Genomic DNA, 26,541 nt, shown 5'->3' on the forward strand with positions numbered 1-26,541 from the left:
TAGTTTAGAACTCTAGGTATCTTTTGTAAATAGAAAACCGCCGTTATTAAAAAAATCACAAAAACTAATAGATAGTATTTATACCGCTCACTATGCAAATTATAATATCTTGCGTAAGCGAAATAAACAGATTGTAACTGATTCGATTCGATGAAGATATTGAAAAACTAGGAGTAAAGGTTACGAGGAAAAGACTGGGAAAGTACTGACATAAAAAATTAAAGAGACTGTAGATATGCATATTCCATGCAAATCTACAGCCTTTTTAATTTGAAAGGGGAGATTTATACCGCAGTTTCATAGTTTGTTTATAAAAAGATATTATTTTACACTCACGGTTATATAGTAAACTATAACTAAATGATATAGAATCATTTTATAAAGGAGTTGTTAAATTTGGTGCAAGTATTGAATAAGTTGAAAGATCAAACGAACTTTACAAATACAGAAATGAGAATTGCTGACTATATCATCCAAAATATCACCACGATTCCTACGATATATATTGAGGATTTAGCAAAATTAACATACACTTCTCACTCAACAATTATCCGTCTCTGTAAAAAAATTGGGTATGATGGATTTAGAAGTTTTAAGGACGCTATTTCAGGTGTAGTTTATAGCCAATTGCATTTACCTAGTGAAGTGGATGCTAACTTCCCTTTTAAACAAGAAGATTTGACCATGGATATAGCTAAGAATATGGCAAATTTAACGATTGATACGATAAAAAAAACGTTAAATCAATTAGATGAAGATTCACTACAATCAGTGGCAGAAATTCTTTTCAACTCTAAGCATATTTTTCTGTTTTCTCGTGGTGATTCACAAGTACGAGCGAGAAGTTTTCAAAATAAATTAGTAAAGATTAATAGATTTGCTATTATTTCTGAAGAATATGCAGATGAGGCATGGAATGCTTCTAACCTTACTCCAAAAGATTGTGCTTTATTTCTATCTTATAGTGGAACTAGTCCACAATATAAGCGTATGCTACAACATTTTTCTAACAAAAATATTCCAACCATTTTGATAACAGGAAATACAGAATCTGATTTGATTAAATTAGCTGCCAACACGATAGTAGTAGTCCAGGAAGAATATGATTTTGTAAAAGTTGGAACTTTTGCATCACAAGTTGCCTTTCAGTATGTATTAGACACATTATATTCTATTTTATATGCAAAAGAATATAGAAGTAATTTGGAGAAATTAAAAGAAAAACAGTCACTCATTCAAAATGGAATTTTGTCAGAAGAGCTATGACCTGTCCATATATTGAAAAAGCACCTGTTTTTTGCTTTGAAAATTTAGCCTAATGTTATACCTGCAGTTTCTAATCCTTTATCTACAATGGACATAACTATTTCACTGTGATCAAGGTGTTTTATCATAGTTTCAACGTCAGATTCTCTTATGATTCTTTCAAATTCAATGAATTCTTCGTACATCCGGTGCGTATGCACTTTAGAATCAACGATTTCGCTCTTATTTTGATGATCGATTACAGTAAAACGGTCGATGGTGCTTGTAGGTCCTTCAATAATAATAGCTCCTTTTTCGCCTTGGATAATGGTTCGTATCGGAGCTGTAGAATCTTTAGCACCTATACAGACTACTTTTTTATCCCCGTAATCAAGACTTAAGATGCCAGAAGTATCAATTCCATTTTCAACATTTGCCAAATAGTTTACTATTTGGGGCTCCCCAAAAAGACCCGTTACAAAATGAATGTTGTAAATATTAATATCCATTAAAGCTCCCCCGCCCATTTTGGGATTGAAAGCTGGTAATATATCTCCTTTTTTGAAGGCATCATACCTTGATGAATATTGAGAATAATTACATTCAATAATTTTAATAGCTCCAATAGTATTGATGGCTTCTTTTATTTTTTTATAATTGGTTAAATATTGATTGGTTATAGCTTCTAACAACATGACTTTGTTTGCTAAAGCTAGTTCTCTCAGCTCTTTCATTTCTGATAAGTTTAAGGTAAAGGGTTTCTCACAAATAACATTTTTTTTACTCAGTAGGGCTTGTTTAGCAAAAGAAAAATGCAAATGATTAGGCAACGCAATATAAACGGTATCGATATTCTGATTGTTTAAACAATCAGAATAATTAGTTGAGACTTGACGAATACCATATTCATTTTTTAAAAGCTTCATTTTATCCATGCTTCTATCCGTTCCCACAATTGCCTCTAATTGAATCCCTGGAACATCACAGACCATAGTTAAAAAATCATTTACTATCATTCCAGAACCTATAATTGCAAGTTTCATTATAAACCTTCTTTCTTAGTTGAGTGATCCTTGTTTTTTTTAGACAAGTTGATAAGTTAGTATTTAATACTTTGAATCCCTTCTTCAAGTATTTCTAGTTGACGAATCGTTTCTTCATCTTTCACTGTTTTATCTTTTCCATTTATAATAGACTCATATAAACCTTCATAAACATGACTGTAATCTCCAATTTCTGAAACGACTTTTTCTTCATGATATAAACCATCAGCATCTATATAGGTCACAGTACCGTAATGTTCTGGGGTATCTATACCAAAATCAGGATTAGTTGGCATATAGAATAATTTTAGATGTTCTTCCTGCCTATCTTTTTCTTGCTTGATAAACATACCTTTTTTACCATATAGAACAAAACTTGGTCGTGGTTTTATTCTGAAATAACTTGATTTAACAGAAACTTTTATTTTTGAATAGTAAAAGTCTAAGTCAAAATAATCATTCATACGATTAGGACCCAATAATTGCCTTACATCATAATGAATAGAATCTGGATCTCCAAAATAGGAAAGAACTTGATCGATTGTATGGCACCCATGGCCATATAAATAACTTGAAGAGGCTGAAAATTCTGTGCTGTTTTCTGGAACTTCTGGTCTAAAATAATCATAATGCATTTCAACTTCTAGTAATTCACCTATCATGCCACTTTCAATAATTTTTTGAGCTGTCAGAAAATCTGAATCGTAACGTCTGTTTTGGTAGCATTGAACGAGTAAATTTTTTGATTTTGCTAACTCAAATAGTTCTCTTGCTTCTTCAGCAGTTTCGGTAAATGGCTTTTCAACTAGTGTATTTTTTCCGTTTTCTAGTGATAATTTTGCAAATTCAAAATGTAATGAACTTGGAAGGCAGATTGCCACTAATTGAATTTCTGGATCATTCCAAATATCTTCTAAATTTGTTGTATAGTGGACTCCAGGAACCTTATCCCATGAACTATTTTCATGACGAGAATAGATTGTCTTCACTTTAACGTTCTCTGTTTTTAATGAAAAAGGTAAATGATAGCGATTCGTACTTTTTCCGTTACCAATATAAGCCATTGTTAACATTTAAAAAACCTCCTATAGTATCTGATAATTAGATTATATATGAAAACGAGTGAAATAAGCTGTTACTCATCCATTAAGGTTCTCATGTTCTTTTTTCTTCCAAATAAAGTGAGGTAACCTGAACATTATGTTCATAGATGGCCTTCATAAAATTTTTTATAGTGAACTTCAAGAATTAAAATAGTAATATAAAATAAAGGTTTAGAAGGAATTTGGATGCTATTAAATAGAAATTAAATTGTTTAAATATGGGGAGGTAGTTGATATGCATAAAATTCTTAGGGGTTTTCTAATTTTAAGATTAGTAATCATAAATATTTTTTTCTATCGATTAAGACGATCAGGAAAGACTTATAAGATGATTGAACGTAAGAATGGAATCAGTATTAAGACCCAGAAAAGAAGATTTAAGCAACTTTTTAAGAGTCAACATGAAAGTGTGAATATATGAAATCAAACCGCTTATTTCAAATGGTTTATTTGTTAATGAGTAATGAAAAAATGCCAGCAAAATTATTAGCCGATAGATTAGAAGTTTCAGTAAGAACAGTTTATCGCTATATTGATAATTTGTCAGAAGCAGGTATCCCGATTTATACTAGTCAGGGGAGAAATGGCGGGATTTCATTGTTGCCTCAATTTAGAATGAATAGTACCTTGGTTTCAGAAGATGAGCAGATGAATATATTATCTTCATTGCAAAGTTTAGTAGGAGTTGGTCAAAGTGATCAAGAAACTTTGGACAAACTATCCGCAGTCTTCCAAAAAGAGCCAATCTCTTGGATTGAAATTGACCCTTCAAATTGGAGTAACAGTCAGGAACAAAAATCGACATTAGCATTGATAAAACAAGCAATATTTCAATCTGAACTGCTTACTTTTAACTATTTGAATGCTAAAAATGAATATCTATCAAGAAAAGTCTGCCCCAACCAAGTTATATTTAAAGATAAGGCTTGGTATTTGAAGGGGTACTCCATTGAAAGAAAAGATTGGCGCTTATTTAAGTTAACTAGAATGCATGAAACTACTATAGTTTCTGCAGAATCCAAGTCCCAACGAACTGCTGCTCCCATAATGGCACAACAGGAGGATAAAAAAATAACTGATTCAATATCCTTAACTTTGAAAATCAACGCTAAAATGAGTTATCGTATATTTGAAGAATTTACTCGAGAACAAATCAGCAAAATTGATGACAACTATTATCTTGTCAATTGTTTAACCAATGATGGCGAGTGGTTAGATAGTTACTTGCTTTCGTTTGGTAAATATTTACAAGTGTTGGCGCCAACTATAATTCAAAATCGATTAAAAAAAGAATTAAAAAGTATGCTTGATTATTATTAAAACGTGACAGACTATTGTCATGTTTTTTTTTATATACTTCAAATATAAGAAAGGAAGTGTCAAAATGGAAAAACAATTACCTGAGATTATTTCAAAATATATTGAAGCTAGTAATGATTTTGACGAAACTGGATATGCAGACACCTTTATCGACAATGGTGTTATCGATGAACTATCAGTCGGCAGAAAATTTGAAGGCGAGGAAGAAATCAAACAATACTTTAGAAATTATTTTATTGACTACAAGACCAGCACGAAAATTCAAGAATATCAGATCAAAGACAACGTAGTCACTGTAAAGGTTATTTTTAAAGGGAGTTTTCCTAATGGAGGGCAGGGGATTTCAGGCTTTTATGAATTTAGTTTATCGCCGACAGGAAAAATTGAGCAGTTGATTGCCGATCTTAAATAGAATAAAGAGGAGAAAAATAGGATGGATATTAATGAATTAGTGCAACGTTCAGATGAGATTAGAGAACAGTATCACCGAATTGAGCAAGCAACCCAAGGGGAAAAATGGACGATAGAACAGGACACATTAGCATTTTTGACTGACGCTGGTTTATTAAGTAGGTTAATCATGGACAAAACAGGCAGCTGGCCGACTGGGGAGAATAACGAAAAATTATTAGCACATAAAATTGGGGAAAATATTTGGTGGCTTACAATTCTTGCCAATCAAGCGAACATCAATGTTGAACAAGCATTAGATACTTTTCTAACGGAAACCAAAACTAATTTATCAAATTAATAAAGGAGGCTTTTAAATGGCAGAGATTAAATTGACTGAACACTATTCGGCAACAAATATTCCAGAGATCGTCCATACAGAAGCTGTTAACTATTTATCGATTCTTGGAAAAGGGGCTCCAGGAAGCACTGAGTTTTATCGAAAGAAAGCTTTAGTTGCAGATATATCAAAAAAATTGGATCAACAAATAAATATGCCAGTTATAGAAGTTCAATATTGGTATGCAAAAGGTGCTAAACCAGCTAACATTGCGGATTTCTATACTGCTAACCCCTTGTCGTTGCTAGAATACCGGATCATGACGAAAACGTCTCAACTTTTAACAAAAGAAAAAATTGAAGAGATTATTACTGCTAGTTCTAGTTCAAATAAAAAGTCTTCTGATATTCTTGAACCTTTTTCAATCCCAGCCCAAACAGTCATTCAGGTTATGCACCATGGACCTTTTTCTGATGAACTTAGAACGCTTGCTGATTTAGAAAGGTATGCTGAACAAAATGGTGTACGACGTAGTGGTTCTCATCTTGAGATTCACCTAGACTCATTTACAGCAAAAACTCCTCAAGATACTCTACGTACAATTCTTCGTGATCCTGTTCGGAAGGTATGAAAAAAGCATCTGACCTAATGTAGCGACCTCTAAAGTTAAATTAAAAAATTAACTTTAGAGGTCTTTTTATAGTTAAATACGAGGAAGAATTTAAATAGCGTGTAGTTGAGTATTACTTAGCTGGAGTAATAGCAATCATAGACAAATAGATTATATAATGTTTCTATCTAAGGACGGGATGATTATCTAATGTTTTATTTTTCGTATTTGAACGTTTAAAGTTCAGTATGTTCTAAAATAATGTTCTCATTAAATTGTGTTTTCCGGCGATCAATATGCTCTTCGCCCCAAGTACATAACAATTCTAAAACGGGTTCTAAAGAGTGGCCATAAGTGCTTAAAGAATATTCGACTTTAGGTGGTACTTGTTCATAAACGGTGCGATCAATCACTCCGGAATCCTCTAACTCACGTAATTGTTGAGTTAACATTTTTTGAGTAATTGTGGGCATAAGACGTTTTAATTCAGAAGGCCGTCTGGTGTCATGCTTTAAGTGACACAGAATAATCGGCTTCCATTTTCCGCCAATTACTTCAATGGTAGCTTCAACCCCAATACCGTAAACAATTGTTGGTTTCATTTTTATTTTATTTCTCTCCTTTTTATAGGTACTTTTTAGTTCCTATAGCACAAAAAAGTACCTACTTCCCATTAAGTTGTATAGGGTCTATACTAACGACATGTTAGGCAAATGTAAATATAAAATTGGAGGAATATTTATGAAATCGCAAGAAATTATTACTTTGAATAATGGAGTTGAGATGCCGACTTTAGGCTTAGGCGTTTTTCGGGTGGAAGATTATAAAGAATTAGTTGAGGCAATTAAAACGGCTATTGTTGCAGGTTACAGAAGCATTGATACGGCAAGTATTTATGGCAATGAAGAAGCAGTAGGCGAAGGGATTCGTCAAGGGATTGCTGCAGCGGGGATTAGTCGTGAAGATTTATTTATCACTTCTAAAATTTGGAATGAAGATATGCGTAGTGAAAAAGTAATAGAAGCTTATCAAACAAGTTTAGATAAAATAGGCGTGGATTATTTGGATTTATATCTGATTCATTGGCCAGTTGCAGAACATTATGTTGCTGCTTGGCAAGAAATGGAAAAACTTTATGCCGCTAAAAAGGTTCGGAGTATCGGGGTAAGTAATTTTCAAATTCATCATTTAGAGGAATTGACGAAACACAGTACTGTAACCCCGGTTATTAATCAAGTGGAATACCATCCCTTGTTAACTCAAGGAGAACTAAAGGATTATTTAACAAAAAAAAATATTCAAATGGAAGCTTGGTCTCCGTTGATGAATGGAGAAATTTTGCAAAATGATTTAATTTTAGCGTTAAGTCAAAAATATGGGAAGTCAGCTGCCCAAATTATTTTACGTTGGGATTTACAAAATGGCGTTATTACAATTCCTAAATCAACCAATGCAGATCGGTTACTTGAAAATAGAGCTGTTTTTGACTTTGCATTAACTGAAGAAGAAGTCGCAAGTATTACAGCATTAAATCAAAACCGTCGAATTGGTCCAGATCCAGACAATTTTGAATTTTAGAAAGGAAGAGCAGACTATGAAAATGCAAATGACTGGGTTAACCGCTCTTGTAACCGGCTCAACTAAGGGGATTGGAAAAGCCATCGCTCTAGAGTTAGCCAGTGAAGGCGTAAATGTAATTATTAACGGACGTGGTAAGGTAGATGTTGATACAGTGATTGCTGAAATTCAAACAAAATTTCCTACTACCAATCCTCAAAGCGCAGTTTACGATTTAAGTCAGGAAAAAGAAATCAATCAATTGATGGAGAAATTTCCGCAAGTAGATCTGTTAATTAATAGTTTAGGTATTTTTAAACCAACGGACTATTATGAGATTAATGATGAAGAGTGGCTACGTTTTTTCAAAATGAATGTCCTAATCAGCAACACCTTAGCGAAACAGTATTTACCGCATATGCTTAAGCTTAATTTTGGACGGATTGTTTTTATTGCTAGTGAAGAAGCGTTGATGCCTTCTGGGGAAATGGCTCACTATAGTATGACTAAAACCATGCAGCTTTCTCTAGCTAAAACTTTAGCTATCCAAACCAAAGGAACACAGGTTACAGTCAACACTGTTTTACCTGGGCCAACCTTAACTGAAGGGGTTAGCGGGATGCTAGAAGGATTTTACGGAAAGGAAAACATAAGCTTTGAAGAACAAGAACGTCGCTTCATGGCGGAACACCGTAGCGCTTCTTTGATCCAACGATTTATTCCAGCAGAAGAGTTAGGTCGCTTAGTTACCTTTGTTTGTAGTCCTCTAGCAAGTAGTTTTAGCGGTTCGGTTATTCGAGCAGATGGTGGAATGGTACCCACTATCTTTTAGAAAACGGACAAGGAGTAGCGTATTTAAGGTAAACAAATACAAGTCATGATGATAAGAGAAGTTGGCAGATGATTGAATCATCTGCCAACCTCTCGCTTTTTTTTATTCTATATTCATTCAATTTATAGGGTGATGCATTCGTGCTAATCTTCAAATTTTGTACTTTTTGAGTCAATGTTTATTTGAGTGAGTTCCTTCACTTTTACGATATCTTTAGATGATTCAAATAATCTAAACGGAATCAGGATAGCTCTTTGTGGGGCAACATAGAATATAAACATATTATTGATATTAAGAACCCAGTTAATTTTGCCCCGTTCGATGATTTAAAGCTTCCGGCTGGCAGTTCAGCAGCTAAAGTTGCAAAAAACTGCTGAATGCTACTGGGACTGAAAAAATTAGTGGGAATAGCGATTTTGATGTCTTTAAAGAACTTTATGTCAAAAAAGTGCTTAGAAATAGATGAACTTTATCAAAAGCAAAACAAATAAGAAGGAGCCTTTAATAAGGTTTCTTCTTATTTGTTCTCTACATGATTGAAGAATAAAACTACTTATAAACTGTTATTTTTGTAAGAACTCTTTTAAAGCATCAACTAGCGGTGTCAATGGTTTGCCTAACGTTTGTTCAATATCATCTGACATAACATCCAATTCTCCATTACGAATATCATTCTGAATCATTAAGATGAAGCCGACAACTGCCTCAGGAACGCCATTATTGGTTAATGCAGTTTGATAATCACTATCATTCATTTTAACGACCTTAAATGCTGAGCCACTAGCAATTTTAAGAGCCTCTGCTAATTCTACATAAGTAATAGGATTGCCTGATAATTCAAGTACTTCTGGTGTTGCTGCTTGTCCAGTTAAGACATTGATGGCAGCTTCGGCATATTCACGTTTTAACGCCCAACCCGTTTTGCCTTCTCCAGCAGAATACGTGAAAGGATGGCCTGCTGCTGCAGCATTTAGTGTGTCCTTTTCGTTTTCTATATACCAGTTGTTGCGTAAAAAAGTGTGGGGAATGTTGGATTTAGAAATTAATTGTTCCGTTAAAATATGGTCTTGAGCTAAAGGACTTTTGGATTCAGCACCTTTAGGGAAACTTGTATAAGCAATAAATGAAATGCCAGTCTTTTTAGCAGCATTTACAACATTTTTGTGCTGCTCACCACGTGAAACTACTGCACCAGGTTGTGAGGAAACAAATAATAAACGATCGATGCCGTTGAATGCCTCAATCAAACTTGCATAGTCGCCAAAATCACCAATACGAACCTCAACTCCATGTTCACGCAGCATAGCAGCTTTTTCTTTTGTTCGTGCTAATACCACAATTTCATTTAACTCAACTTGTTCTTTTAAATAATGTAAGGCATGAGTGCCTAGTTCTCCTGTTGCGCCTGTTAATAAGTACTTCATTTGGTATCAACCTTCCTACTAGTTAGATTCTTAGCTTGTTTCTTTCAAGTTCTACTATTATAATAGGACTCTAAGTAACTTATGTAAAGTAAGTACTTTGGAGTTACTTAGTGACTAATAAGTAACTAATGTGAAAGGAAAGGGTTTCTATGCGTAACAAAGTTGTAGCTTGTCCAGTAGAGACGACATTATTGTTGATAAATGATCGCTGGAAAGTAATGATATTAAGAGAGTTGTTAGATGGGACCAAACGATTTGGCGAACTAAGGAAAGCGATCGGAACGGTTTCAGCAAAAGTTTTGACGTCACATTTACGGTCTATGGAAGAAGATGGATTGGTAGACCGTGAAATTTTTGCAGAAGTCCCTCCACGTGTGGAGTATGCATTGACGGAATTAGGTAATAGTTTAAAACCAATTTTAGATGCGATGAAGGATTGGGGCACAAATTATCAAGAAATGGTTACGGTTGAAGTTGAACAGCCAAAAGTGTAACCGAAGCGTCATTCATTAAAAGGAGATAATAAATATGAGTTTAAATAACCAAGAGATTGAAAAAGCTGTCTATGCTGAAAAAAATGCAGGTGGATTTGCTCAATTAATGCAGGAATTCAAAACGTTAGGCATAAAACGCTATGATTATTTAGTTGCAGAAGGACTGTACCGTTATTTTGATGAAAACAGTTCCGTCGACTTGCCTTTGAATGGGAAACCGAAAAAAGTTGCTGAAAAAAGTAATTCCGAAGCTATCAAAATAGCTGTACAAAGAGCACAATCTGGGGAGTTTGATTTTGAAACTTTTTGTGAGTTAGCTGGTAAAGCTGGTGTTCCTTTTTGGACGAGTGATTTAGTGTTGAAGCAAGTGATTTATTACGCCACGAATCATAAAGCTTTGTTAGTTGAACCGATTCCTGGATTATAAATTAAGCTCTACCTATAATAAAAGAGAAGACAAATAATGTAAGCGATAAAGATCAGTAGTTGAAAGGGGAATAACAATGGGATTATTAGTAGATGGTAAATGGCATGATCAATGGTACGACACAGAAGGCAATGGAGGGAGATTCATTCGTCAGGAATCACAATTCCGCAATTGGATCACGCCGGATGGAAGTGCTGGACCAACTGGTGAAGCCGGCTTTAAAGCAGAACCTGGACGTTATCATTTGTACGTAGCGTTGGCGTGTCCTTGGGCAAACCGTGCATTAATCATGCGTAACCTAAAAGGGTTAGAAGAGATGATATCGGTATCTATTGTGAATCCTTTGATGGCCGAAAATGGCTGGACATTTGATGCAGAAGAAGGTGTGATTCCAGATCCAGTCATTGATGCAAATTATCTTTATGAAGTCTATACGCATGTGGAATCAGGTTATAGTGGACGAGTGACTGTGCCTGTTTTATATGACTTGAAACAAAATAAAATTGTAAATAATGAGTCTTCTGAAATCATGCGTATCTTAAACTCCGCATTTGATGACGTCGGTGCAAAGGAAGGCGATTATTATCCTGAAGCATTGCGTCCAGAAATTGATGAGATCAATGAGAAAGTGTATCATGCAGTTAATAATGGAGTGTACAAAGCTGGATTTGCGTCGAAGCAAGAAGTTTATCAAGAAGAAGTGTTGAATTTATTTGCTGCGCTAGATGAACTTGAAGAACGCCTAGAAGAGAATCGTTACTTAGTAGGGGAGCAAATTACGGAAGCAGACTGGCGTTTATTCACTACATTGATTCGTTTTGACAGTGTTTATCACGGTCATTTCAAATGCAATATCAAACGCATTACAGAGTACAAAAACCTATGGCGCTACACACGAGAATTATACAACTGGCCAGGAATAGCGGAAACAGTGAACTTTAAGCACATCAAAGACCATTACTACCGCAGTCATAAAAATATCAATCCGACCGGCATCGTTCCAGCAGGACCGGAATTGGATTTTAGTTTAGATTAAAATAGATAGCGAGAGAGATAAAGGAGCCATTAAATGAAAACTACTGCGATACGCTTTTTGATAGGAGCAATGGTTATTTTAGGAGTAACAGGTTGTGCAAACTTAGAAGGGAAAAGCAACAGTAAACTCGAAAATACAGGTGAGTATGGTGTATTTTTGAGTTTAGATGGAAGTGAAGCAATCGAAGCTAGTGAAGGTTACGAAACGGTCATTATTGATGCACAAAATCTCTCCGAAGCAGAAATTACTGAGATGCAAGATCGAGGACAAAAAGTTTATAGTTATTTAAATGTAGGATCATTGGAAACTTACAGGCCTTACTATGAAGAATTTCAGTATCTTACTTTGAGGCCTTATGAAAATTGGGAAGAAGAATATTGGGTCGATGTAACCAATGAAGACTGGCAAAAATTTAGTGCCGTTACTTTAGCTAACGAACTACTTGATAAGGGAATTGATGGCTTTTGGATCGATAATGTAGATGTATACTGGCAATTTCAAACAAAAGAAACGTATATTGGAGTGGAAAAAATCTTAAAGACACTCATGAGCTATGGCAAACCGGTCCTTATTAATGGAGGAAATGAATTTGTTAGTGCATATTTACAGCAAAATCAGCAACTAGATGATATTTTGACTGGTGTAAACCAAGAAACCGTCTTTTCAGCTATTGATTTTGAGGAAGATAAGCTGAGTACTCAAACAAAAGAAAATCAAACCTACTACTTAAATTATTTAGATACAGTTGATAAAGCTGGGAAAGAGATCTATTTGCTTGAATACTCTACAAAAAAAGAGCTGGCTAAAGATGTCCATGACTATGCGACTAAAAGAGGCTGGCAGTATTATATATCCGATTCGGTTGAATTAGATGGTGGACCGAGTTAATTGTTACAAAAAAATGATAAGATAGGAACTGAAAGATGATAATGATACTTTTTTGATAATCTGAAAAGGATGCTAATGTTTATATAGTATAGAAAAATTCAGAAGAAGAGGCTGGGATTTTATCCCAGCCTCTTCTATATACGACTGTTTATGCTAAAACGTGCTCAAAAAAGCAGCCCCGATGTCAACTTCATGAATAATGCTCGATGACCATACTGCGCTTATTCGCTCCAATGATTGGGGTCTAAACGCTTTTTTTTCCATTTTCTTTTTCTTTATTTATATTTTTTTCTATAAATAAAGGCCAAAAATTAATGAAATTTGTGATTAGTCCATCTTGACAAAGATTTGCTTCTAAAAAGATGGACCGATTTTTTCTTTCGGGATCAATAGCAACAATTGTAGCTATGCCTGCGCGCTGAGCTGCTAAAAGACCTGAATAAGCATCTTCTATAACTAGGCATTCGTTTGGCTGTAAGTCTAATATTTTCGCAGCATGCAGAAAAATATCAGGTTGTGGCTTTCCAGGAAAACTTCCATTATCATAAATAACTTTGTCAATATCGAACCAGCGATTCAATTGGAACACTTCAAAATAAAAATCTACATTTTCTTTAACAGTTGCAGTTGCAATAGTTATAGGAACTCTATGTTTTATAATGATGTCTAATGTTTCTTCTAGTCCCTCCGTTAATACAAGATCAGTTTCATTCGCTTTACAAAGATTTCGATAATAAGCCTCTTTTTCATAAGAAAGTGAGGCAATTTCTTTATCAGTTAAGGTTTTAGAGATGAAAAAATTAAGGATTTCATTATTGGTGCGTCCGTGGATATTTTTTAAAATATCTTCATCAGATAATTCGCCTTTAGTATATTTGTGAATCATATGAATCCAAGCTTCTTCATGTAAGTGAGAATCTTGAAACATAGTGCCATTAAAGTCAAAAATAATTCCTTTCATACAACTACTCCTATCATAAATTTTCTGTTGATTCAGCAATTTGAATATCTACATATTGAGAATAATGTTCTTTGTTTTCATTAGTTGTCTTATTGTCAGTAATCAATAAGTCAAAATCGTGAAGGTTATAAAAAACATAGAAATCATCACGGTTAAATTTTTTATTATCCACCAATAAGTATTTCTTACGAGAATTGTTAAGTGCAATTTGTTGTGCTTCACCTTCTTCAGTACTATAAGTAGAAATAGCTTCGTTATGAACCCCATTAGAACTAATAAACGCTTTAGTAAATTTTAGCTTTCTAAGATTGTCATTAGCGATTGGCCCGACAAAAGCACCAGTATTTTTACGAAAATCACCGCCAATTAATAAAATGTCTGGGACGTCTGATTGAGCCAAAATATCAAATACTGGATAGTTATTTGTAATGATTCTAATCTTTTTGTTAATAAGACAAGCTGCCAATAGTTCAATCGTGGTTCCGGGACCTAAGAAAATAGTTTCATCATCTTCTATCTGTGCTGCGGCACTTTCAGCAATTTGTTTTTTTTCTTCCATTTGGACGGTTAATTTTTCCGTATGAGAAAGTTCTTGGTCTAACGTATAAGTCAAACTTTGGGCACCTCCATGAACACGAAGAAGTTTACCAGATTTTTCAAGTTCGTCTAAGTCTCGACGGACGGTCATATCAGAAACAGCTAAACCATCAATAATCTCATTCACTGTAATGATGCCTTTTTTATTGACCATGTCGATTATTGTTAATAATCTTTCTTTTTTTAGCATTCGTCTCACCTCTAATTTAAACACAATTTATCACATAAAACGTTTTCAGTCAAATGAAATAAACAAATACGAACAAAAACGGATATTATTTATTTCAAGGTCTTTATAAAGGAGAATTAAGAGACGAAAAAAGAATGGAAATGATTAAATTTGTTTATTTATGTTGACAATTGTTTTGAATGCGATTACAATTCTTTTTAGATAGTGATAGCGGATTCAAAATTTAGCTATAAAAAAGTAAGGAGAGAATAAAATGCTTAAATTACCTGAAGATTTTATTTTTGGAGGAGCGACAGCAGCTTATCAAGTAGAAGGTGCAACTAAAGAAGGAGGAAAAGGCGCAGTTGCGTGGGATGAGTTCCTTGAAAAACAAGGAAGATTTAGTCCGGATCCAGCCAGTGATTTTTATCATCAGTACAGTAAAGATATTGAGTTGTGTGAAAAATTTGGGATAAATGGTTTGCGTTTATCAATTGCTTGGAGTCGGATTTTTCCTAATGGGATCGGAGAAGTAAACCAAGAAGGTGTTGATTATTATCATAATGTCTTCAAGGAATGTGAGAAGCGTAATATTCAACTTTTTGTAACATTGCATCATTTTGACACACCGAAAGTTTTATTTGATAATGGAGATTTTTTAAATCGAGACAATGTGGATGCGTTTGTAAATTATGCAAAATTTTGTTTTGATGAATTTAAAGAAGTTCGTTATTGGAGTACATTCAATGAAATTTACCCAGTAGCGACCAATCAATATTTGTTAGGTGTTTTCCCACCAGGAATCACATATGATTTCACGAAAATTATTTTATGTCTTCACAATATGATGTTTGCTCATGCGAAAGTTGTCAATATATTTAAAGATCGAGAATACGAAGGCGAAATTGGAGTAGTTCACTCATTAGAAACAAAATATCCAGCTACTGATTCGAAAGAAGATCAACACGCTGCATACTTAGATGATGCGCTATCCATTCGTTTCTTATTGGATGCAACTTATTTAGGTTATTATTCAAAAGAAACATTAACTGCGTTAGATGAAATTTGTGCAGCCAATAATGCAGAATACTCTTTTCTGGAATCAGATTTAGAAGAGATGAAAAAAGCTTCTCATCGTAATGACTACTTAGGCATCAATCATTATCAATGCCATTTTGTTAAAGCATATGATGGTGAAAATAACATTCATCATAACGGTACGGGAGAAAAAGGAACCTCAGTCTACAAGGTTAAAGGAATTGGTGAAAGAATTTACAAAGAAGGAATTCCGCGAACAGATTGGGATTGGCTAATTTATCCAGAAGGACTTTATGATCTATTGTTAAGAATTAAAGCAGACTATCCTCATTACAATAAAATTTACATTACTGAAAATGGAATGGGTTATAAGGATAATTTTGAAGATGGCATTATTATGGATAAACCAAGAATTAAATATTTAAAAGTCTATTTAGAATCAATAAGTAAAGCAATCTCAGCAGGAGTGAATGTTAAAGGATATTTTTTATGGTCATTGATGGATTTATTCTCTTGGTCCAATGGTTATAACAAACGTTATGGATTGTTTTATGTAGATTTTGAAACACAAAAGAGGTATCCAAAAGAATCTGCTTATTGGTATAAATTTGTTAGTGAAACAAAATCAATTATTTAAATGATAAATAGTGATGGAGGAATAAATAATGAACAAAGAAGAATTACAAATGCTAGGTTTTGAAATTGTCGCTTATTCAGGGGATGCGAGAAGCACCTTATTGAAATTGTTGAAAGAAGTAAGAAATGGGAATTTTGAGAATGTAGATGTGGCATTGAAAGATGCCGATGAAAATTTAATATTGGCTCATAACTCTCAAACGAAAATTTTGGCAGAGGAAGCTTCAGGAAAAGATATGGAGTTAGGCTTCATTTTTATCCATGGACAAGATCATTTAATGACTACGTTGTTATTAAGAGATTTGATTCAAGATTTTATTGAACTGTATAAAAAAAATAACTAATAGGAGTGAACTCGTATGAATGGGATCATCAAACAGATAGAAAAAGGTAAACCATTTTTTGAAAAAATCTCCCGAAACATTTATTTAGGTGCTGTTCGGGATGGATTTTTAACTGCTATGCCAGCTATTTTGTTTTCTAGTATTTTTATTTTGATTGCAGCTGTTCCTGAGATCTTTGGTTTCCATTGGCCTGAAGATGTGTCCACTTGGTTATGGAAGGTATATAACTATTCAATGGGAGTTGTAGGAATACTTGTATCAGCAACTACGGCCCGCTGCCTTGCAGAATCAATCAATCGCCATATGCCAAAAAATAAGGTTATCAATACAACATCTGTTATGCTGGCTTCTGTAGTTAGTTTCTTGTTATTAAGTGTCTCTCCAATTGAAGGTGGATTTTCTACTGAATACATGGGTACAAAGGGTTTATTAGCTTCTTTTTTAGCTGCATTTATAACAGTTAATGTGTATAAGTTTTGTGTGTTAAAAGATATTACAATCAAAATGCCAAAAGAAGTTCCAGGAACAATTGCTCAAACCTTTAGAGATATTTTTCCTTTCTCTTTCTCAGTCTTTGCTGCAGTTTTAATTGATTTAGTCGTTCGCAATTTATTTGGTATCTCTTTTGCAGAAGCAATTATTACTTTATTACAACCACTATTTACTGCTGCAGATGGCTACTTAGGAATTGCAATTATCTGGGGAGCGATGGCATTATTCTGGTTCGTCGGTGTGCACGGTCCTTCTATTGTGGAACCGGCGATAGCTGCAATCATATATGCAAATGTAGAAACAAATTTACAGTTATTTAACTCTGGTGAGCAAGCATCGAAAGTATTAACAGTTGGACTAGGAAATTTTGTTGGAACAATGGGTGGTACGGGAGCAACTTTGGTTGTACCATTTATCTTTCTATTATTTGCCAAATCAAAACAATTAAAAGCAGTAGGGAAAGCTTCTGTTATTCCGGTTAGCTTTGCAGTAAATGAACCACTATTGTTCGCTACACCAATTATTTTGAATCCTTATTTCTTTATTCCATTTTTAATTACTCCAATCATCAATGTATGGATATTTAAATTTTTCGTTGATGTATTAGGTATGAACAGCTTTATGTATGTACTGCCATGGGCAACACCCGCACCAATCGGGTTGATTTTAGGAACAGGGATGGGAATCTTAGCTTTTGTCTTAGCAGCAGTATTAATTTTAGTAGATTTCGCGATATATTTGCCATTCTGTAAAGCTTACGATGCAGTATTAGTAGAACAAGAAGCAAAACAAGCCGAAATCATTGAAGAAAAAGAAGCTGAAACAACAATTTCTATTACCGTACCAAAAGATAAAGAGGTTGTTGTAAGTATGAATAGCGAAAATGATTCCGCTAACAAACAAAGGGAAATAAATGTTTTAGTTCTATGTGCTGGAGCTGGTACAAGTGCAATGCTAGCCAATGCGTTAAAAGAAGGCGCTGAAGAATATGATGCACCAATTAGCGCTTTAGCAGGAGCTTACGGTTCTCATTATGATATAATGGAAAATTTTGACATGATTATTTTAGCACCACAAGTTAACTCTTACTATGATGATATTAAAGAAGATACAGACCGCCTAAATATTAAATTAGTTGCTACAAAAGGTGCTGAGTATATAGGCTTGACTCGTGATTCTCAAAAAGCAGTAAAATTTGTTTTAGACCAATTTTAAACTTACAGTTACACGAAGGGTATTTTTTGAAAAGTAAAAAGAGACTCGCTTATATGCGGTTCTCTTTTTTACGTGCACTAATTTTATATTTTGTCTTTTAAGTGTTTTTAGAAGATTCCAATTGATCGTATGCGCTTAAGAGATAAACTAGTGATGCAAACAATTGGAAATTTCATTGTAAAAGCGGTACCATAAAAATAGATTCAAATAAAGAAGGAGGAAATATTCATGTCGATAAAAGTAGCGATTAATGGATTTGGTCGGATTGGACGTTTAGCACTGCGTCGAATGTTGGAAAAGGATACAGATTTAGAGGTTGTCGCGATCAATGATTTGACGGATAATGACGACTTAGTTTATTTGCTAAAATACGATACCGCACAAGGACGTTTTCCATATGAAGTAGCAGTTGGGAATGACGCGATTGTAGTAGATGGAAAAGAGATTAAAGCTTACGCAGAAAAAGATGCAAGTCAATTGCCATGGGGCGATTTAGGAATCGATATTGTTTTAGAATGTACGGGGTTCTATACCTCAGCGAAAAAATCCCAGGCTCATTTGGATGCAGGTGCAAAGCGGGTACTGATTTCCGCGCCAGTAAAAGCTTCAGGTGCAGAAGTAGACAACACTAAAACGATTGTTTATGGTGTGAATCATGATTCGCTGGATGAAAATGATGAAATTATTTCTGCAGCATCTTGTACAACGAACTGTTTAGCACCAATGGCAAACGTTTTGAACAAAAAATATGGAATCAATAGTGCGTTGATGTCAACAATCCATGCGTACACAGCATCGCAAGCATTGCAAGATTCACCAGGTGGACGCAAAAATCGTGCAGGAGCACAAAACGCCATTCCATCTTCAACAGGTGCTGCCAAAGCGGTAGGAAAAGTTATTCCTGAATTGGAAGGGAAAATTGACGGAACAGCCATCAGAATTCCTACCATTACAGGTTCAATGACAGAACTATATTCTGTTTTGAATAAAGAAGTAACAGTGGAAGAAGTCAACGCGGCAATGAAAGAAGCTGCATCTGAGGCATTCTTATACAATGAAGACGAAATCGTATCTTCAGATGTTATCGGGGTACCAGCAGGTTCGATTTTTGATGCCACTCAAACAAAAGTCATCGAGGGAACGAACGGACAATTAGTCAAAACGGTTGCTTGGTATGATAACGAGTACGGTTTTGTGGCTAATATGGTAGGAACGTTAGAACATTTTGCGAATATTAAATAAATTAATTTTAATTAGCGGGAGGCAATGAGCTTCCCGTTTTTTTGTGTTTATAAATGAGGAAGAAGTATTTAGATATCCCTTCTCCTTCCTTAAATTTACTTATCCAATTAAGACTGTTCTTTAATGATGTCGATGTTTGTTTTTCGGGTATCTGTTGAACGACCGATTTGAATGAGGTGGTTCAAGTTCATTTCATAATCTGCAGTAAAGACGATAGAATACAAAAGGTTCAATAGATAAATGACAGATGTGGTTGAGGTAAAGTTTCCGATTTTAGAATAGAGTTTTTCTCGAGTAGTGATTTTTAATGAACAATCGCTATGTGTTGCAATAGGATTATCTCCTATACTTGTTAAGCTAATAGTGGAAGCTCCTTGTTTTTTCAAAATGTCCATGCATTTTATGAAGGAATCATCTTCACCTGTGTATGAAATAATAAGGGCACAAGTTCGGTTACCACTGTTAAAAGCTTCATACGTACTGTAATCATAAGTGGAAGAAATAGTAATTTTTTTATTGATCCTACGCATCTTAGTTATGAAATCTTGAGCAATGAGTGCATTAGTTTGGCTCGCAAATACTTTGATTTCGTCAGCATTTAGTAAGAGTTTTTGTGCGTATTCCAAATCTTTAGAATCTATTAATGATAAAGTATCCTGAATAGTATTTTGTTGTAATGTGCTTATTTTATGGGCAATAGAAACCAAATGATCCGCTTGATCATACGGTAAGTTGGCGTCAATAGCTGTAAAGTGGCTATTGAGGTACTGCCATTCTTCAAGGTAAGCTTCTTTCAAATCTAGCCATCCTGTAAATCCCATTTTTTTCGCTACACGAATAAGGCTCGTAGGATTAGTATGAGTTAAATTCGCAATTTTTTGAGTTGTAATATCTTGTAAGTCTTCAGGATGATCGATGAGATAATTTACTAATGATTGTTCAGCATCTGAAAATGAAGTATGTTTTAATCGTTCAATGAGTAGCATAAAAAGACTCCTTCCCTACACAAATAGTATATATTTTTGTGTAGGGGTTTTACAAGAGCAATCGTAAAATTTAGAAAGTATGTGTAGGAACCTACTAATTGTATCTAGACGATTGAAATAATGAAACCGTTTAGATAAGATGAGAGTAAGATAAAACTGAATTACTAGGAGGAAAAAATATGGGATTTAATAAAGATTTTCTTTGGGGCGGGGCTACTGCTGCTAATCAAAGTGAAGGTGGTTATAACGCGTATGGCCGAGGTTTAGCGAATGTAGATGTCGTTCCAATTGGAGAAGACCGTTACCCAATCATAACAGGAAAAATGAAACATCTGGACTTCGATGAGGAGCATTTTTATCCAGCTAAAGAAGCCATTGATATGTATCATCATTATAAGGAAGATATCGCTTTATTTGGAGAAATGGGATTTAAATCTTATCGCTTTAGTCTAGCTTGGACACGTATTTTTCCAAAAGGTGATGAGGCTGAACCAAATGAAGCAGGGTTACAATTTTACGATAACCTTATTGATGAATGTCTTAAGTACGGCATCGAACCTATTGTTACAATCACACATTTTGATATGCCAATCCATTTGATTAAAGAATATGGGGGTTGGCGCAGTCGTAAAGTAGTCGATTTTTATGAAAATCTTGTCACTGTATTATTTAATCGTTATAAAGGAAAAGTAAAGTATTGGATCACTTTCAATGAGATCAATATGCTATTGCATGCACCGTTTATGGGAGCTGGATTAGTATTTGAAGAAGGAGAAAATGAAGAACAAGTAAAATATACAGCAGCCCATCATGAATTAGTAGCCAGTGCGTTAGCGACCAAGATAGCTCATGAAGTAGATCCGGAAAATAAAGTCGGCTGTATGATCGCAGCTGGACAGTATTATCCAAATACACCAAATCCTGCAGATGTTCGTCAAGCTCAAGTAGACAATCAAGAAAACTATTTTTTTATTGACGTACAGTCTCGTGGCGAATACCCTAATTATGCATTGAAACGCTTGGCTAATGAAGGGATAGAAATTCCTTTTGTAGAAGGAGATAAGGAACTACTGAAGAAGCATACGGTTGATTATATATCATTTTCTTATTATTCTTCGCGGGTTTCTGCCGTTCAAGATGAACAAGAAAAAGTAGGTGGAAATATATTTGATTCCATTAAAAACCCTTATTTAGAAGCAAGCGAATGGGGCTGGCAAATCGATCCAATCGGTTTCCGTATCACGATCAATGAGTTATATGACCGTTATCAAAAACCGTTATTTGTAGTTGAAAATGGATTAGGAGCAGTCGATACGCCTAATGCAGATGGATCTATAGTGGATGATTACCGTATCGATTATCTAAAACAACATATCGAAGCTATGAAAGAAGCTGTGGACAAAGATGGAGTAGAAATTTTAGGGTATACGTCTTGGGGATGTATCGATTTGGTTTCCGCGTCAACTGGGGAAATGAAAAAAAGATATGGCTTTATTTATGTAGACCGAGACAATGAAGGTAATGGAACAATGGCGCGTTCGAAGAAAAAGTCTTTTGACTGGTATAAACAAGTGATTGCTTCTAATGGTGAAAAGGTAGACTATACAAAAGGATAATTTAGTTTGAAGGTCATGCTTACTTATTAGTATGGCCTTTTTAAGGAGGTTACTATGGAATCAAACTATGTTTTTTTAGATGTGGATGGAACATTAGTAGATTATTCTAATGAATTACCGAATTCTGCAGTCAAAGCTATTAAAGTTGCGCAAGCCAACGGTCATAAAGTGTACCCGGTGACTGGACGCAGCAAAGCTGAAATGTATGATGAACTATTAGAGATCGGTTTTGATGGGTATATTGGTGGAAATGGCAACTATGTTGAAAGTGATAATGAAGTTATTTTGCATCAATTAATAACAGCAGAACAAGAAAAAATGATTGTAGACTGGATGAATAACCGTGGATTAGCTTTTTATTTGGAGTCCAACAATGGATTGTTTGCAAGTGAACAGTTTGAGACACGTGGAGAGCAAACGGTTAAAGACTATGCTGCTTATAAAGAAAAATCCGGTACAGAAACAATGACGGTGCGACAAGCATTTCCAGAAATGATTTTTGATGGTCAATTGTATCGAGCTGACGTGAACAAAATCAGTTTCATTTTAGAAGAGTATGAAGATTACCTAGCTGCAGCCGATTTTTTTTCTGACTTTCAAGTAGGTACGTGGGGAGGTATAGGTGAACAAGCTCTGTTTGGAGATATTGCCTTAGCAAACATTACAAAACAGACAGCTATTAAAAAACTGTTAGAACATCATGGAGTTGACCGAAAGAACACGATAGCTTTTGGCGATGCAAAAGTAGATATTCCTATGCTTGAATATTGTGAAATAGGTGTAGCAATGGGAAATGGCGGTAAAGAAATAACAGCTATGGCTGATCACATAACTGACAGTGTTGATAATGACGGACTAGAAAAAGCCTTTCTCCATCTTGGATTGATAGAGTAAACTCGATTGAATTCAGTAAAAGTGGAGTAACAATTGATACTTCAATTAGTAAATGGTATTATAAGTGTATATAAATCTAATTTAACTTGCTCTTCTTTCTTATAGCTAATGTAAGAATGAGAGCCAATTAAATCTGAACAGGCGGTGAACTCTTAGAGGTTCATGCGGCCGGATCACACATGTGTGATAGCAGAGTAGTGCCAAAAAAGGCACACCTGTGGGACAGTACTACTGTCCTATAGGTGTGCCTTTTTTATTTTTACTTTTTATTAAGGAGGGGTAATTTAACCACTAACTTAAAAATAATTACAGAAAGGAAGAGGGAAATGTTGAAGTTTTTAAGCAATACGCGTTCAGGACAGTTTTTAGTCATTGGAGTCTTTTTTACGATTATTGGATTTATTTTAAATACGATGGGAGGTTTTTATAGTTCAATTTCTTTTTATGGGGCAATTTTCTTTTTAGGGTTCTTTTCAGCTAAAAAAGCGGTGACAGAAACAATCCATTCTAAAGCTCCCAATGTTGATTTGCTAATGGTTTTAGCAGCATTAGGTGCATGTTTGATTCATTATGAATCAGAAGGAGCTGTATTACTGCTCATTTTTGCTGGCTCAGAAGCTCTAGAATCCTATGCAACCAATAAATCAAAAAGTGCTATTTCTGAGTTGCTATCTCATGTGCCTTCTACAGCGCAACTGCTAAAAGATAATGATGAAGTGAGTGAAGTACCTACTGAATTGTTAAAAGTTGGTGACATTGTAGTCGTTTCAAAAGGAGCACAGATACCTATTGATGGGTATTCCGACCGAAAAACGCAAATTAATGAATCCAGCCTTACTGGGGAATCAATGCCTGTTGAAAAAGAAAAAGGAGCCGAAGTATTTTCTGGAACTTTCAATGAAGGGAATGCCTTTCATCTTGAAGTGAATAAAACGAGTGATCAAACCGTTTTCTCAAATATTATACGGATGGTAGAAGAAGCGCAGAAAAGCCCTTCGAAAATTTCGAAAATTATTGATCGTTTTGAAACGAAATACGTACTAGTAGTTTTAATTATGGTCCCATTATTCATTGCGAGTCTTTATTATTTTAACAGGTATAGCTTTGAGGAAGCTTTTTATAGAGGAATGGTTTTATTAACCGTTGCTAGTCCATGTGCTTTGGTCGCTTCTGCTACACCAGCAACATTAAGTGCTATCAGTAATGGAGCAAAAAATGGGGTGTTAGTTAAAGGAGGAGCAGCAATGGAGTCTTTGAATACGATGGATATTTTATATAGCGATAAAACAGGTACACTGACATTTGGTGATTTCAGAGTATTAAATTATGAAATTCCAGAAGATATTCTGAATGAAGTGGTTTATATGGAACAACAATCTAACCATCCAATAGCTAATGCTATTGTGGCAGCTTTTGAAAACAGAAACTTTAAAGACATTGATACTTCAGAACCTGTGGAGGAAATAGCTGGACAAGGGGTTAGAAAAGGAGCAATTGAAATAGGAAAACCAAGTACGTTTATTGGGTATCCTGATAAAAATTATTATCTTGATAAAGTAGTTGAAGAAAATACGACTATTTTTGTAGCGAAAAGTAATGAAATTGTGGGGTACATTTCTCTTTCTGATGAAATTCGGTATGAAGCAATCGAAGCAGTAGCTGGTTTTCAAAAAGAAGGTATTCAAGTTGTACTTTTGACTGGAGACAATGAAATGGTTGCTTCGAAAGTTGCTAAGGAAGTCAAAGTAAATGATTATGTAGCAAATTGTCTTCCAGAAGATAAGATTAAACATATCCTAAAAAGTCAGCGAAATAAAAAGGTGGTAGGCATGGTTGGAGATGGAATCAATGATGCACCCGCATTAGCGAATGCGGATATCGGCATTGCTATGGGGAGTGGATCATCGGTGGCGATAGAGTCAGCTGATGTGGTGATTGTAAAAAATGATTTAGCTAAATTGCTTTATAGTTATCACCTGAGCAAAAGATTGAACGGAATTATTAAACAAAATATTTTCTTTTCGGTCAGTGTGATCATCATGCTGATGATTTTAAACCTTTTAGGTTATTTAGATTTGCCGGTAGGAGTTGTCTTCCATGAAGGATCAACGATTTTAGTTATTTTGAATGGATTACGTTTGTTGCGTTAAAAAAATATAAAAGCGTGTGAGCCTATTGGAATTTCCGATAGGCTCACACACTTTTTATTGGTTTTAATCTTTTAGTTGTTTCCTTGCTGTATAAAATTCTTTATAAGCCAGGTAACTAGCAATTACAGATGCAATACTTGTAGTGGATAGCAACATAAAGGTAACCATGATTTGGTACTTTATCGCATGCGTAGGGTTTACGCCAGCAAACATTAATCCTGACATCATACCGGGTAAACTAACAATTCCGATTGTCTTTGCAGATTCTATTGTTGGGAGCATTCCTGCACGAATACTATCACGTACTATAGAGATAGAAGCTTGTTTTAAATTTGCCCCTAGGGCCAATTTTTCTAATACTTGTTGACGTTGGTCTTTAAATTTCGAGTTCAAATTACGGTAACAAATTCCAATCGCAATCATTGAGTTACTGGCAATCATTCCTGATATTGGAATAACCTGAGAAGGGATGAATAAAATAGCTCCTGATAATAGTAAAACAATCAAAGTTAAACTAGTAGCTGTTAAGATTGCAATAAAAGATATTTTAAATGCATTTGATATACCATTGCTTTTCTTCCCCGCATTAAAAGAGGCATTAAAAATAATAACTAAAACAAGTGCTAATGTCACAATAATATTATTTAATTTAAAGACATAGCCCAATAAATAACCAACAGCAAATAGTTGAATAACGGCTCGAACAACACCGATTAAAATATCTTTACCTAAGCCTAACTTTTCTTTATAAACAACAATAAGTGCTATACCAACTAAGGCAGTTGCAAAGAATAAGGATGAATTATTAATAGCTAAGTTCATTTCGGTTCCTCCATTTCGCCATTAACTAATTGAATAATACGATTTGAAGCTTGAATCTCTACTGCATTATGGGTGACCCACAAGATTGTAACACCCTGTTCGTGATTGAGATTACGAATTAAATTACGAATAATTTCTTGGTTTTCATGATCTAACGCGCTGGTTACTTCATCTAGTAAGAGGACTTTAGGCATAAATAAAACATTACGAATCAATGCTACCCTTTGCTTTTCCCCACCAGACAATGCGTTGACTGATTTAGTTAAATACTCTGCTCCTAAACCAACTTTTTTTAAAGCATCTAAGGCTTTTTTTTCATTAAAAGGCTGATCTCTGATAACGAATGGGAACATTAGATTATCTTTTACAGTTTCTCCAAAAAGCGTTGCTGTTTGGAAACAGTAGGATACTTCTTTGCGATAATCAGTAGGTTCGTAGTCATCAATTGGTTTACTTTGATAAGAAACGGTTCCTTCAGTTGGAGACAAGAGTGAAGCAATAATTTTTAATAAGGTACTTTTTCCACTTCCTGAGGGTCCTGTAATCGTTAAGAATTCTCCCTCTTCAACAGACAGCGTTATTCCTTTTAAAATAGCTTTTCCATCTAATTCGTAGCCTAGTTGGGTTGTGTTTAATAGTGGTGTCTCCATAATATATTCTCCTCCTTAGT

Annotated in this window: 27 protein-coding genes, 1 pseudogene and 1 riboswitch; of the genes and pseudogenes, 19 read left to right on the plus strand and 9 right to left on the minus strand. The window is 34.7% G+C overall.

The window, feature by feature from the left end:
• Positions 1–399 precede the first annotated feature (399 nt).
• The gene (locus tag NST49_RS03635; RefSeq protein WP_043945813.1) at positions 400–1,266 is read left to right on the plus strand and encodes a MurR/RpiR family transcriptional regulator; all 867 of its coding nucleotides are present in this window, start codon (positions 400–402) and stop codon (positions 1,264–1,266) included.
• Between the two features lie 44 nt (positions 1,267–1,310).
• On the opposite strand, the gene NST49_RS03640 is transcribed toward NST49_RS03635, so the two are convergent.
• Both NST49_RS03640 and NST49_RS03645 read right to left on the minus strand, forming a co-directional pair.
• Positions 1,311–2,288 (minus strand): Gfo/Idh/MocA family protein, encoded by a 978-nt coding sequence (locus tag NST49_RS03640; RefSeq protein ID WP_089977030.1) that lies wholly within the window; start codon positions 2,286–2,288, stop codon positions 1,311–1,313.
• A 56-nt stretch (positions 2,289–2,344) separates the two neighbouring features.
• Complete coding sequence (locus tag NST49_RS03645; protein ID WP_035020638.1) at positions 2,345–3,361, minus strand: Gfo/Idh/MocA family oxidoreductase; 1,017 nt, start codon at positions 3,359–3,361, stop codon at positions 2,345–2,347.
• A gap of 447 nt (positions 3,362–3,808) precedes the next feature.
• Here NST49_RS03645 and NST49_RS03655 point away from each other — a divergent pair, with 447 nt between their 5' ends.
• From NST49_RS03655 to NST49_RS03670, 4 genes are all read left to right on the plus strand, one after another.
• Positions 3,809–4,711, plus strand: coding sequence for a helix-turn-helix transcriptional regulator (locus NST49_RS03655; protein ID WP_251165861.1), 903 nt, complete (start codon positions 3,809–3,811; stop codon positions 4,709–4,711).
• Between the two features lie 64 nt (positions 4,712–4,775).
• Positions 4,776–5,123: a hypothetical protein gene (locus NST49_RS03660; RefSeq protein ID WP_089977018.1), complete on the plus strand. Its 348-nt coding sequence runs from the start codon at positions 4,776–4,778 to the stop codon at positions 5,121–5,123.
• Between the two features lie 21 nt (positions 5,124–5,144).
• Positions 5,145–5,462 (plus strand): MazG-like protein, encoded by a 318-nt coding sequence (locus NST49_RS03665; RefSeq protein ID WP_089977014.1) that lies wholly within the window; start codon positions 5,145–5,147, stop codon positions 5,460–5,462.
• Between the two features lie 16 nt (positions 5,463–5,478).
• A complete protein-coding gene (locus NST49_RS03670; RefSeq protein ID WP_341047082.1) occupies positions 5,479–6,072 on the plus strand; it encodes a GyrI-like domain-containing protein in 594 nt (197 codons plus the stop codon).
• A 215-nt stretch (positions 6,073–6,287) separates the two neighbouring features.
• Here the strand turns inward: NST49_RS03670 and NST49_RS03675 are convergent, their stop codons facing one another.
• Complete coding sequence (locus tag NST49_RS03675; protein WP_301426722.1) at positions 6,288–6,653, minus strand: winged helix-turn-helix transcriptional regulator; 366 nt, start codon at positions 6,651–6,653, stop codon at positions 6,288–6,290.
• A gap of 139 nt (positions 6,654–6,792) precedes the next feature.
• On the opposite strand from NST49_RS03675, the gene NST49_RS03680 reads away from it, so the two are divergent.
• Positions 6,793–7,629, plus strand: a complete 837-nt coding sequence (locus tag NST49_RS03680; RefSeq protein ID WP_341047086.1) for an aldo/keto reductase — start codon at positions 6,793–6,795, stop codon at positions 7,627–7,629.
• 16 nt (positions 7,630–7,645) lie between these two features.
• Entirely contained in the window at positions 7,646–8,440 is a 795-nt protein-coding gene (locus NST49_RS03685; RefSeq protein WP_089976999.1) for an SDR family NAD(P)-dependent oxidoreductase, read from the plus strand.
• A gap of 563 nt (positions 8,441–9,003) precedes the next feature.
• Here the strand turns inward: NST49_RS03685 and NST49_RS03690 are convergent.
• Positions 9,004–9,864, minus strand: coding sequence for an SDR family oxidoreductase (locus NST49_RS03690; RefSeq protein WP_341047091.1), 861 nt, complete (start codon positions 9,862–9,864; stop codon positions 9,004–9,006).
• Positions 9,865–10,013: 149 nt separating this feature from the next.
• Here NST49_RS03690 and NST49_RS03695 point away from each other — a divergent pair, with 149 nt between their 5' ends.
• The 4 genes from NST49_RS03695 to NST49_RS03710 all read left to right on the plus strand — a co-directional run bounded on the left by NST49_RS03695 (position 10,014) and on the right by NST49_RS03710 (position 12,709).
• Positions 10,014–10,358, plus strand: a complete 345-nt coding sequence (locus tag NST49_RS03695; RefSeq protein ID WP_341047093.1) for a winged helix-turn-helix transcriptional regulator — start codon at positions 10,014–10,016, stop codon at positions 10,356–10,358.
• A gap of 34 nt (positions 10,359–10,392) precedes the next feature.
• Positions 10,393–10,785, plus strand: a complete 393-nt coding sequence (locus NST49_RS03700) for a DUF1398 family protein (RefSeq protein WP_341047097.1) — start codon at positions 10,393–10,395, stop codon at positions 10,783–10,785.
• Positions 10,786–10,861: 76 nt separating this feature from the next.
• Complete coding sequence (locus NST49_RS03705) at positions 10,862–11,821, plus strand: glutathione S-transferase family protein (RefSeq protein WP_341047100.1); 960 nt, start codon at positions 10,862–10,864, stop codon at positions 11,819–11,821.
• A 33-nt stretch (positions 11,822–11,854) separates the two neighbouring features.
• Positions 11,855–12,709, plus strand: coding sequence for an endo alpha-1,4 polygalactosaminidase (locus NST49_RS03710; RefSeq protein ID WP_251165857.1), 855 nt, complete (start codon positions 11,855–11,857; stop codon positions 12,707–12,709).
• Between the two features lie 244 nt (positions 12,710–12,953).
• On the opposite strand, the gene NST49_RS03715 is transcribed toward NST49_RS03710, so the two are convergent.
• Together NST49_RS03715 and NST49_RS03720 are read right to left on the minus strand one after the other, a co-directional pair.
• Positions 12,954–13,670, minus strand: a complete 717-nt coding sequence (locus NST49_RS03715) for an HAD family hydrolase (protein WP_341047104.1) — start codon at positions 13,668–13,670, stop codon at positions 12,954–12,956.
• A 13-nt stretch (positions 13,671–13,683) separates the two neighbouring features.
• Positions 13,684–14,457: a DeoR/GlpR family DNA-binding transcription regulator gene (locus tag NST49_RS03720; protein ID WP_251165855.1), complete on the minus strand. Its 774-nt coding sequence runs from the start codon at positions 14,455–14,457 to the stop codon at positions 13,684–13,686.
• A gap of 253 nt (positions 14,458–14,710) precedes the next feature.
• Here NST49_RS03720 and lacG point away from each other — a divergent pair, with 253 nt between their 5' ends.
• The 5 genes and pseudogenes from lacG (at position 14,711) to gap (ending at position 19,403) form a co-directional block, all read left to right on the plus strand.
• Positions 14,711–16,111 carry a 6-phospho-beta-galactosidase gene (lacG, locus tag NST49_RS03725; RefSeq protein ID WP_341047106.1) on the plus strand — a complete coding sequence of 467 codons (1,401 nt, stop codon included), beginning with the start codon at positions 14,711–14,713 and terminating at the stop codon, positions 16,109–16,111.
• Between the two features lie 28 nt (positions 16,112–16,139).
• The gene (locus NST49_RS03730) at positions 16,140–16,454 is read left to right on the plus strand and encodes a PTS lactose/cellobiose transporter subunit IIA (RefSeq protein WP_251165853.1); all 315 of its coding nucleotides are present in this window, start codon (positions 16,140–16,142) and stop codon (positions 16,452–16,454) included.
• Between the two features lie 15 nt (positions 16,455–16,469).
• Positions 16,470–17,754: pseudogene (locus NST49_RS03735) on the plus strand (PTS transporter subunit EIIC); the annotation flags it as partial.
• A gap of 26 nt (positions 17,755–17,780) precedes the next feature.
• On the plus strand, positions 17,781–18,161 hold the full coding sequence (locus NST49_RS12665) for a lactose/cellobiose PTS transporter subunit IIB (RefSeq protein ID WP_445662727.1): 381 nt from the start codon (positions 17,781–17,783) through the stop codon (positions 18,159–18,161).
• A 228-nt stretch (positions 18,162–18,389) separates the two neighbouring features.
• A complete protein-coding gene (gene gap, locus NST49_RS03740; protein ID WP_341047110.1) occupies positions 18,390–19,403 on the plus strand; it encodes a type I glyceraldehyde-3-phosphate dehydrogenase in 1,014 nt (337 codons plus the stop codon).
• Positions 19,404–19,510: 107 nt separating this feature from the next.
• Here gap and NST49_RS03745 read toward each other — a convergent pair whose 3' ends face one another.
• Positions 19,511–20,389 carry a MurR/RpiR family transcriptional regulator gene (locus tag NST49_RS03745; RefSeq protein WP_341047113.1) on the minus strand — a complete coding sequence of 293 codons (879 nt, stop codon included), beginning with the start codon at positions 20,387–20,389 and terminating at the stop codon, positions 19,511–19,513.
• A gap of 179 nt (positions 20,390–20,568) precedes the next feature.
• Here NST49_RS03745 and NST49_RS03750 point away from each other — a divergent pair, with 179 nt between their 5' ends.
• The 3 genes from NST49_RS03750 (at position 20,569) to NST49_RS03760 (ending at position 25,049) form a co-directional block, all read left to right on the plus strand.
• On the plus strand, positions 20,569–22,005 hold the full coding sequence (locus NST49_RS03750; protein WP_341047114.1) for a 6-phospho-beta-glucosidase: 1,437 nt from the start codon (positions 20,569–20,571) through the stop codon (positions 22,003–22,005).
• A gap of 54 nt (positions 22,006–22,059) precedes the next feature.
• Complete coding sequence (locus NST49_RS03755) at positions 22,060–22,899, plus strand: Cof-type HAD-IIB family hydrolase (RefSeq protein WP_341047117.1); 840 nt, start codon at positions 22,060–22,062, stop codon at positions 22,897–22,899.
• Between the two features lie 123 nt (positions 22,900–23,022).
• A riboswitch (NiCo riboswitch) is annotated at positions 23,023–23,127 on the plus strand.
• A gap of 98 nt (positions 23,128–23,225) precedes the next feature.
• Positions 23,226–25,049 carry a heavy metal translocating P-type ATPase gene (locus tag NST49_RS03760; RefSeq protein WP_341047119.1) on the plus strand — a complete coding sequence of 608 codons (1,824 nt, stop codon included), beginning with the start codon at positions 23,226–23,228 and terminating at the stop codon, positions 25,047–25,049.
• Positions 25,050–25,112: 63 nt separating this feature from the next.
• Here NST49_RS03760 and NST49_RS03765 read toward each other — a convergent pair whose 3' ends face one another.
• Together NST49_RS03765 and NST49_RS03770 are read right to left on the minus strand one after the other, a co-directional pair.
• Positions 25,113–25,871 (minus strand): ABC transporter permease, encoded by a 759-nt coding sequence (locus NST49_RS03765; protein ID WP_023179412.1) that lies wholly within the window; start codon positions 25,869–25,871, stop codon positions 25,113–25,115.
• Entirely contained in the window at positions 25,868–26,521 is a 654-nt protein-coding gene (locus tag NST49_RS03770; RefSeq protein WP_023179411.1) for an ABC transporter ATP-binding protein, read from the minus strand. Before NST49_RS03770 ends, NST49_RS03765 begins: the two co-directional genes overlap by 4 nt.
• Between the last annotated feature and the right edge of the window lie 20 nt (positions 26,522–26,541).

This window comes from Carnobacterium sp. FSL W8-0810 (assembly GCF_038007125.1).
Classification (GTDB): Bacteria; Bacillota; Bacilli; order Lactobacillales; family Carnobacteriaceae; genus Carnobacterium_B; species Carnobacterium_B inhibens.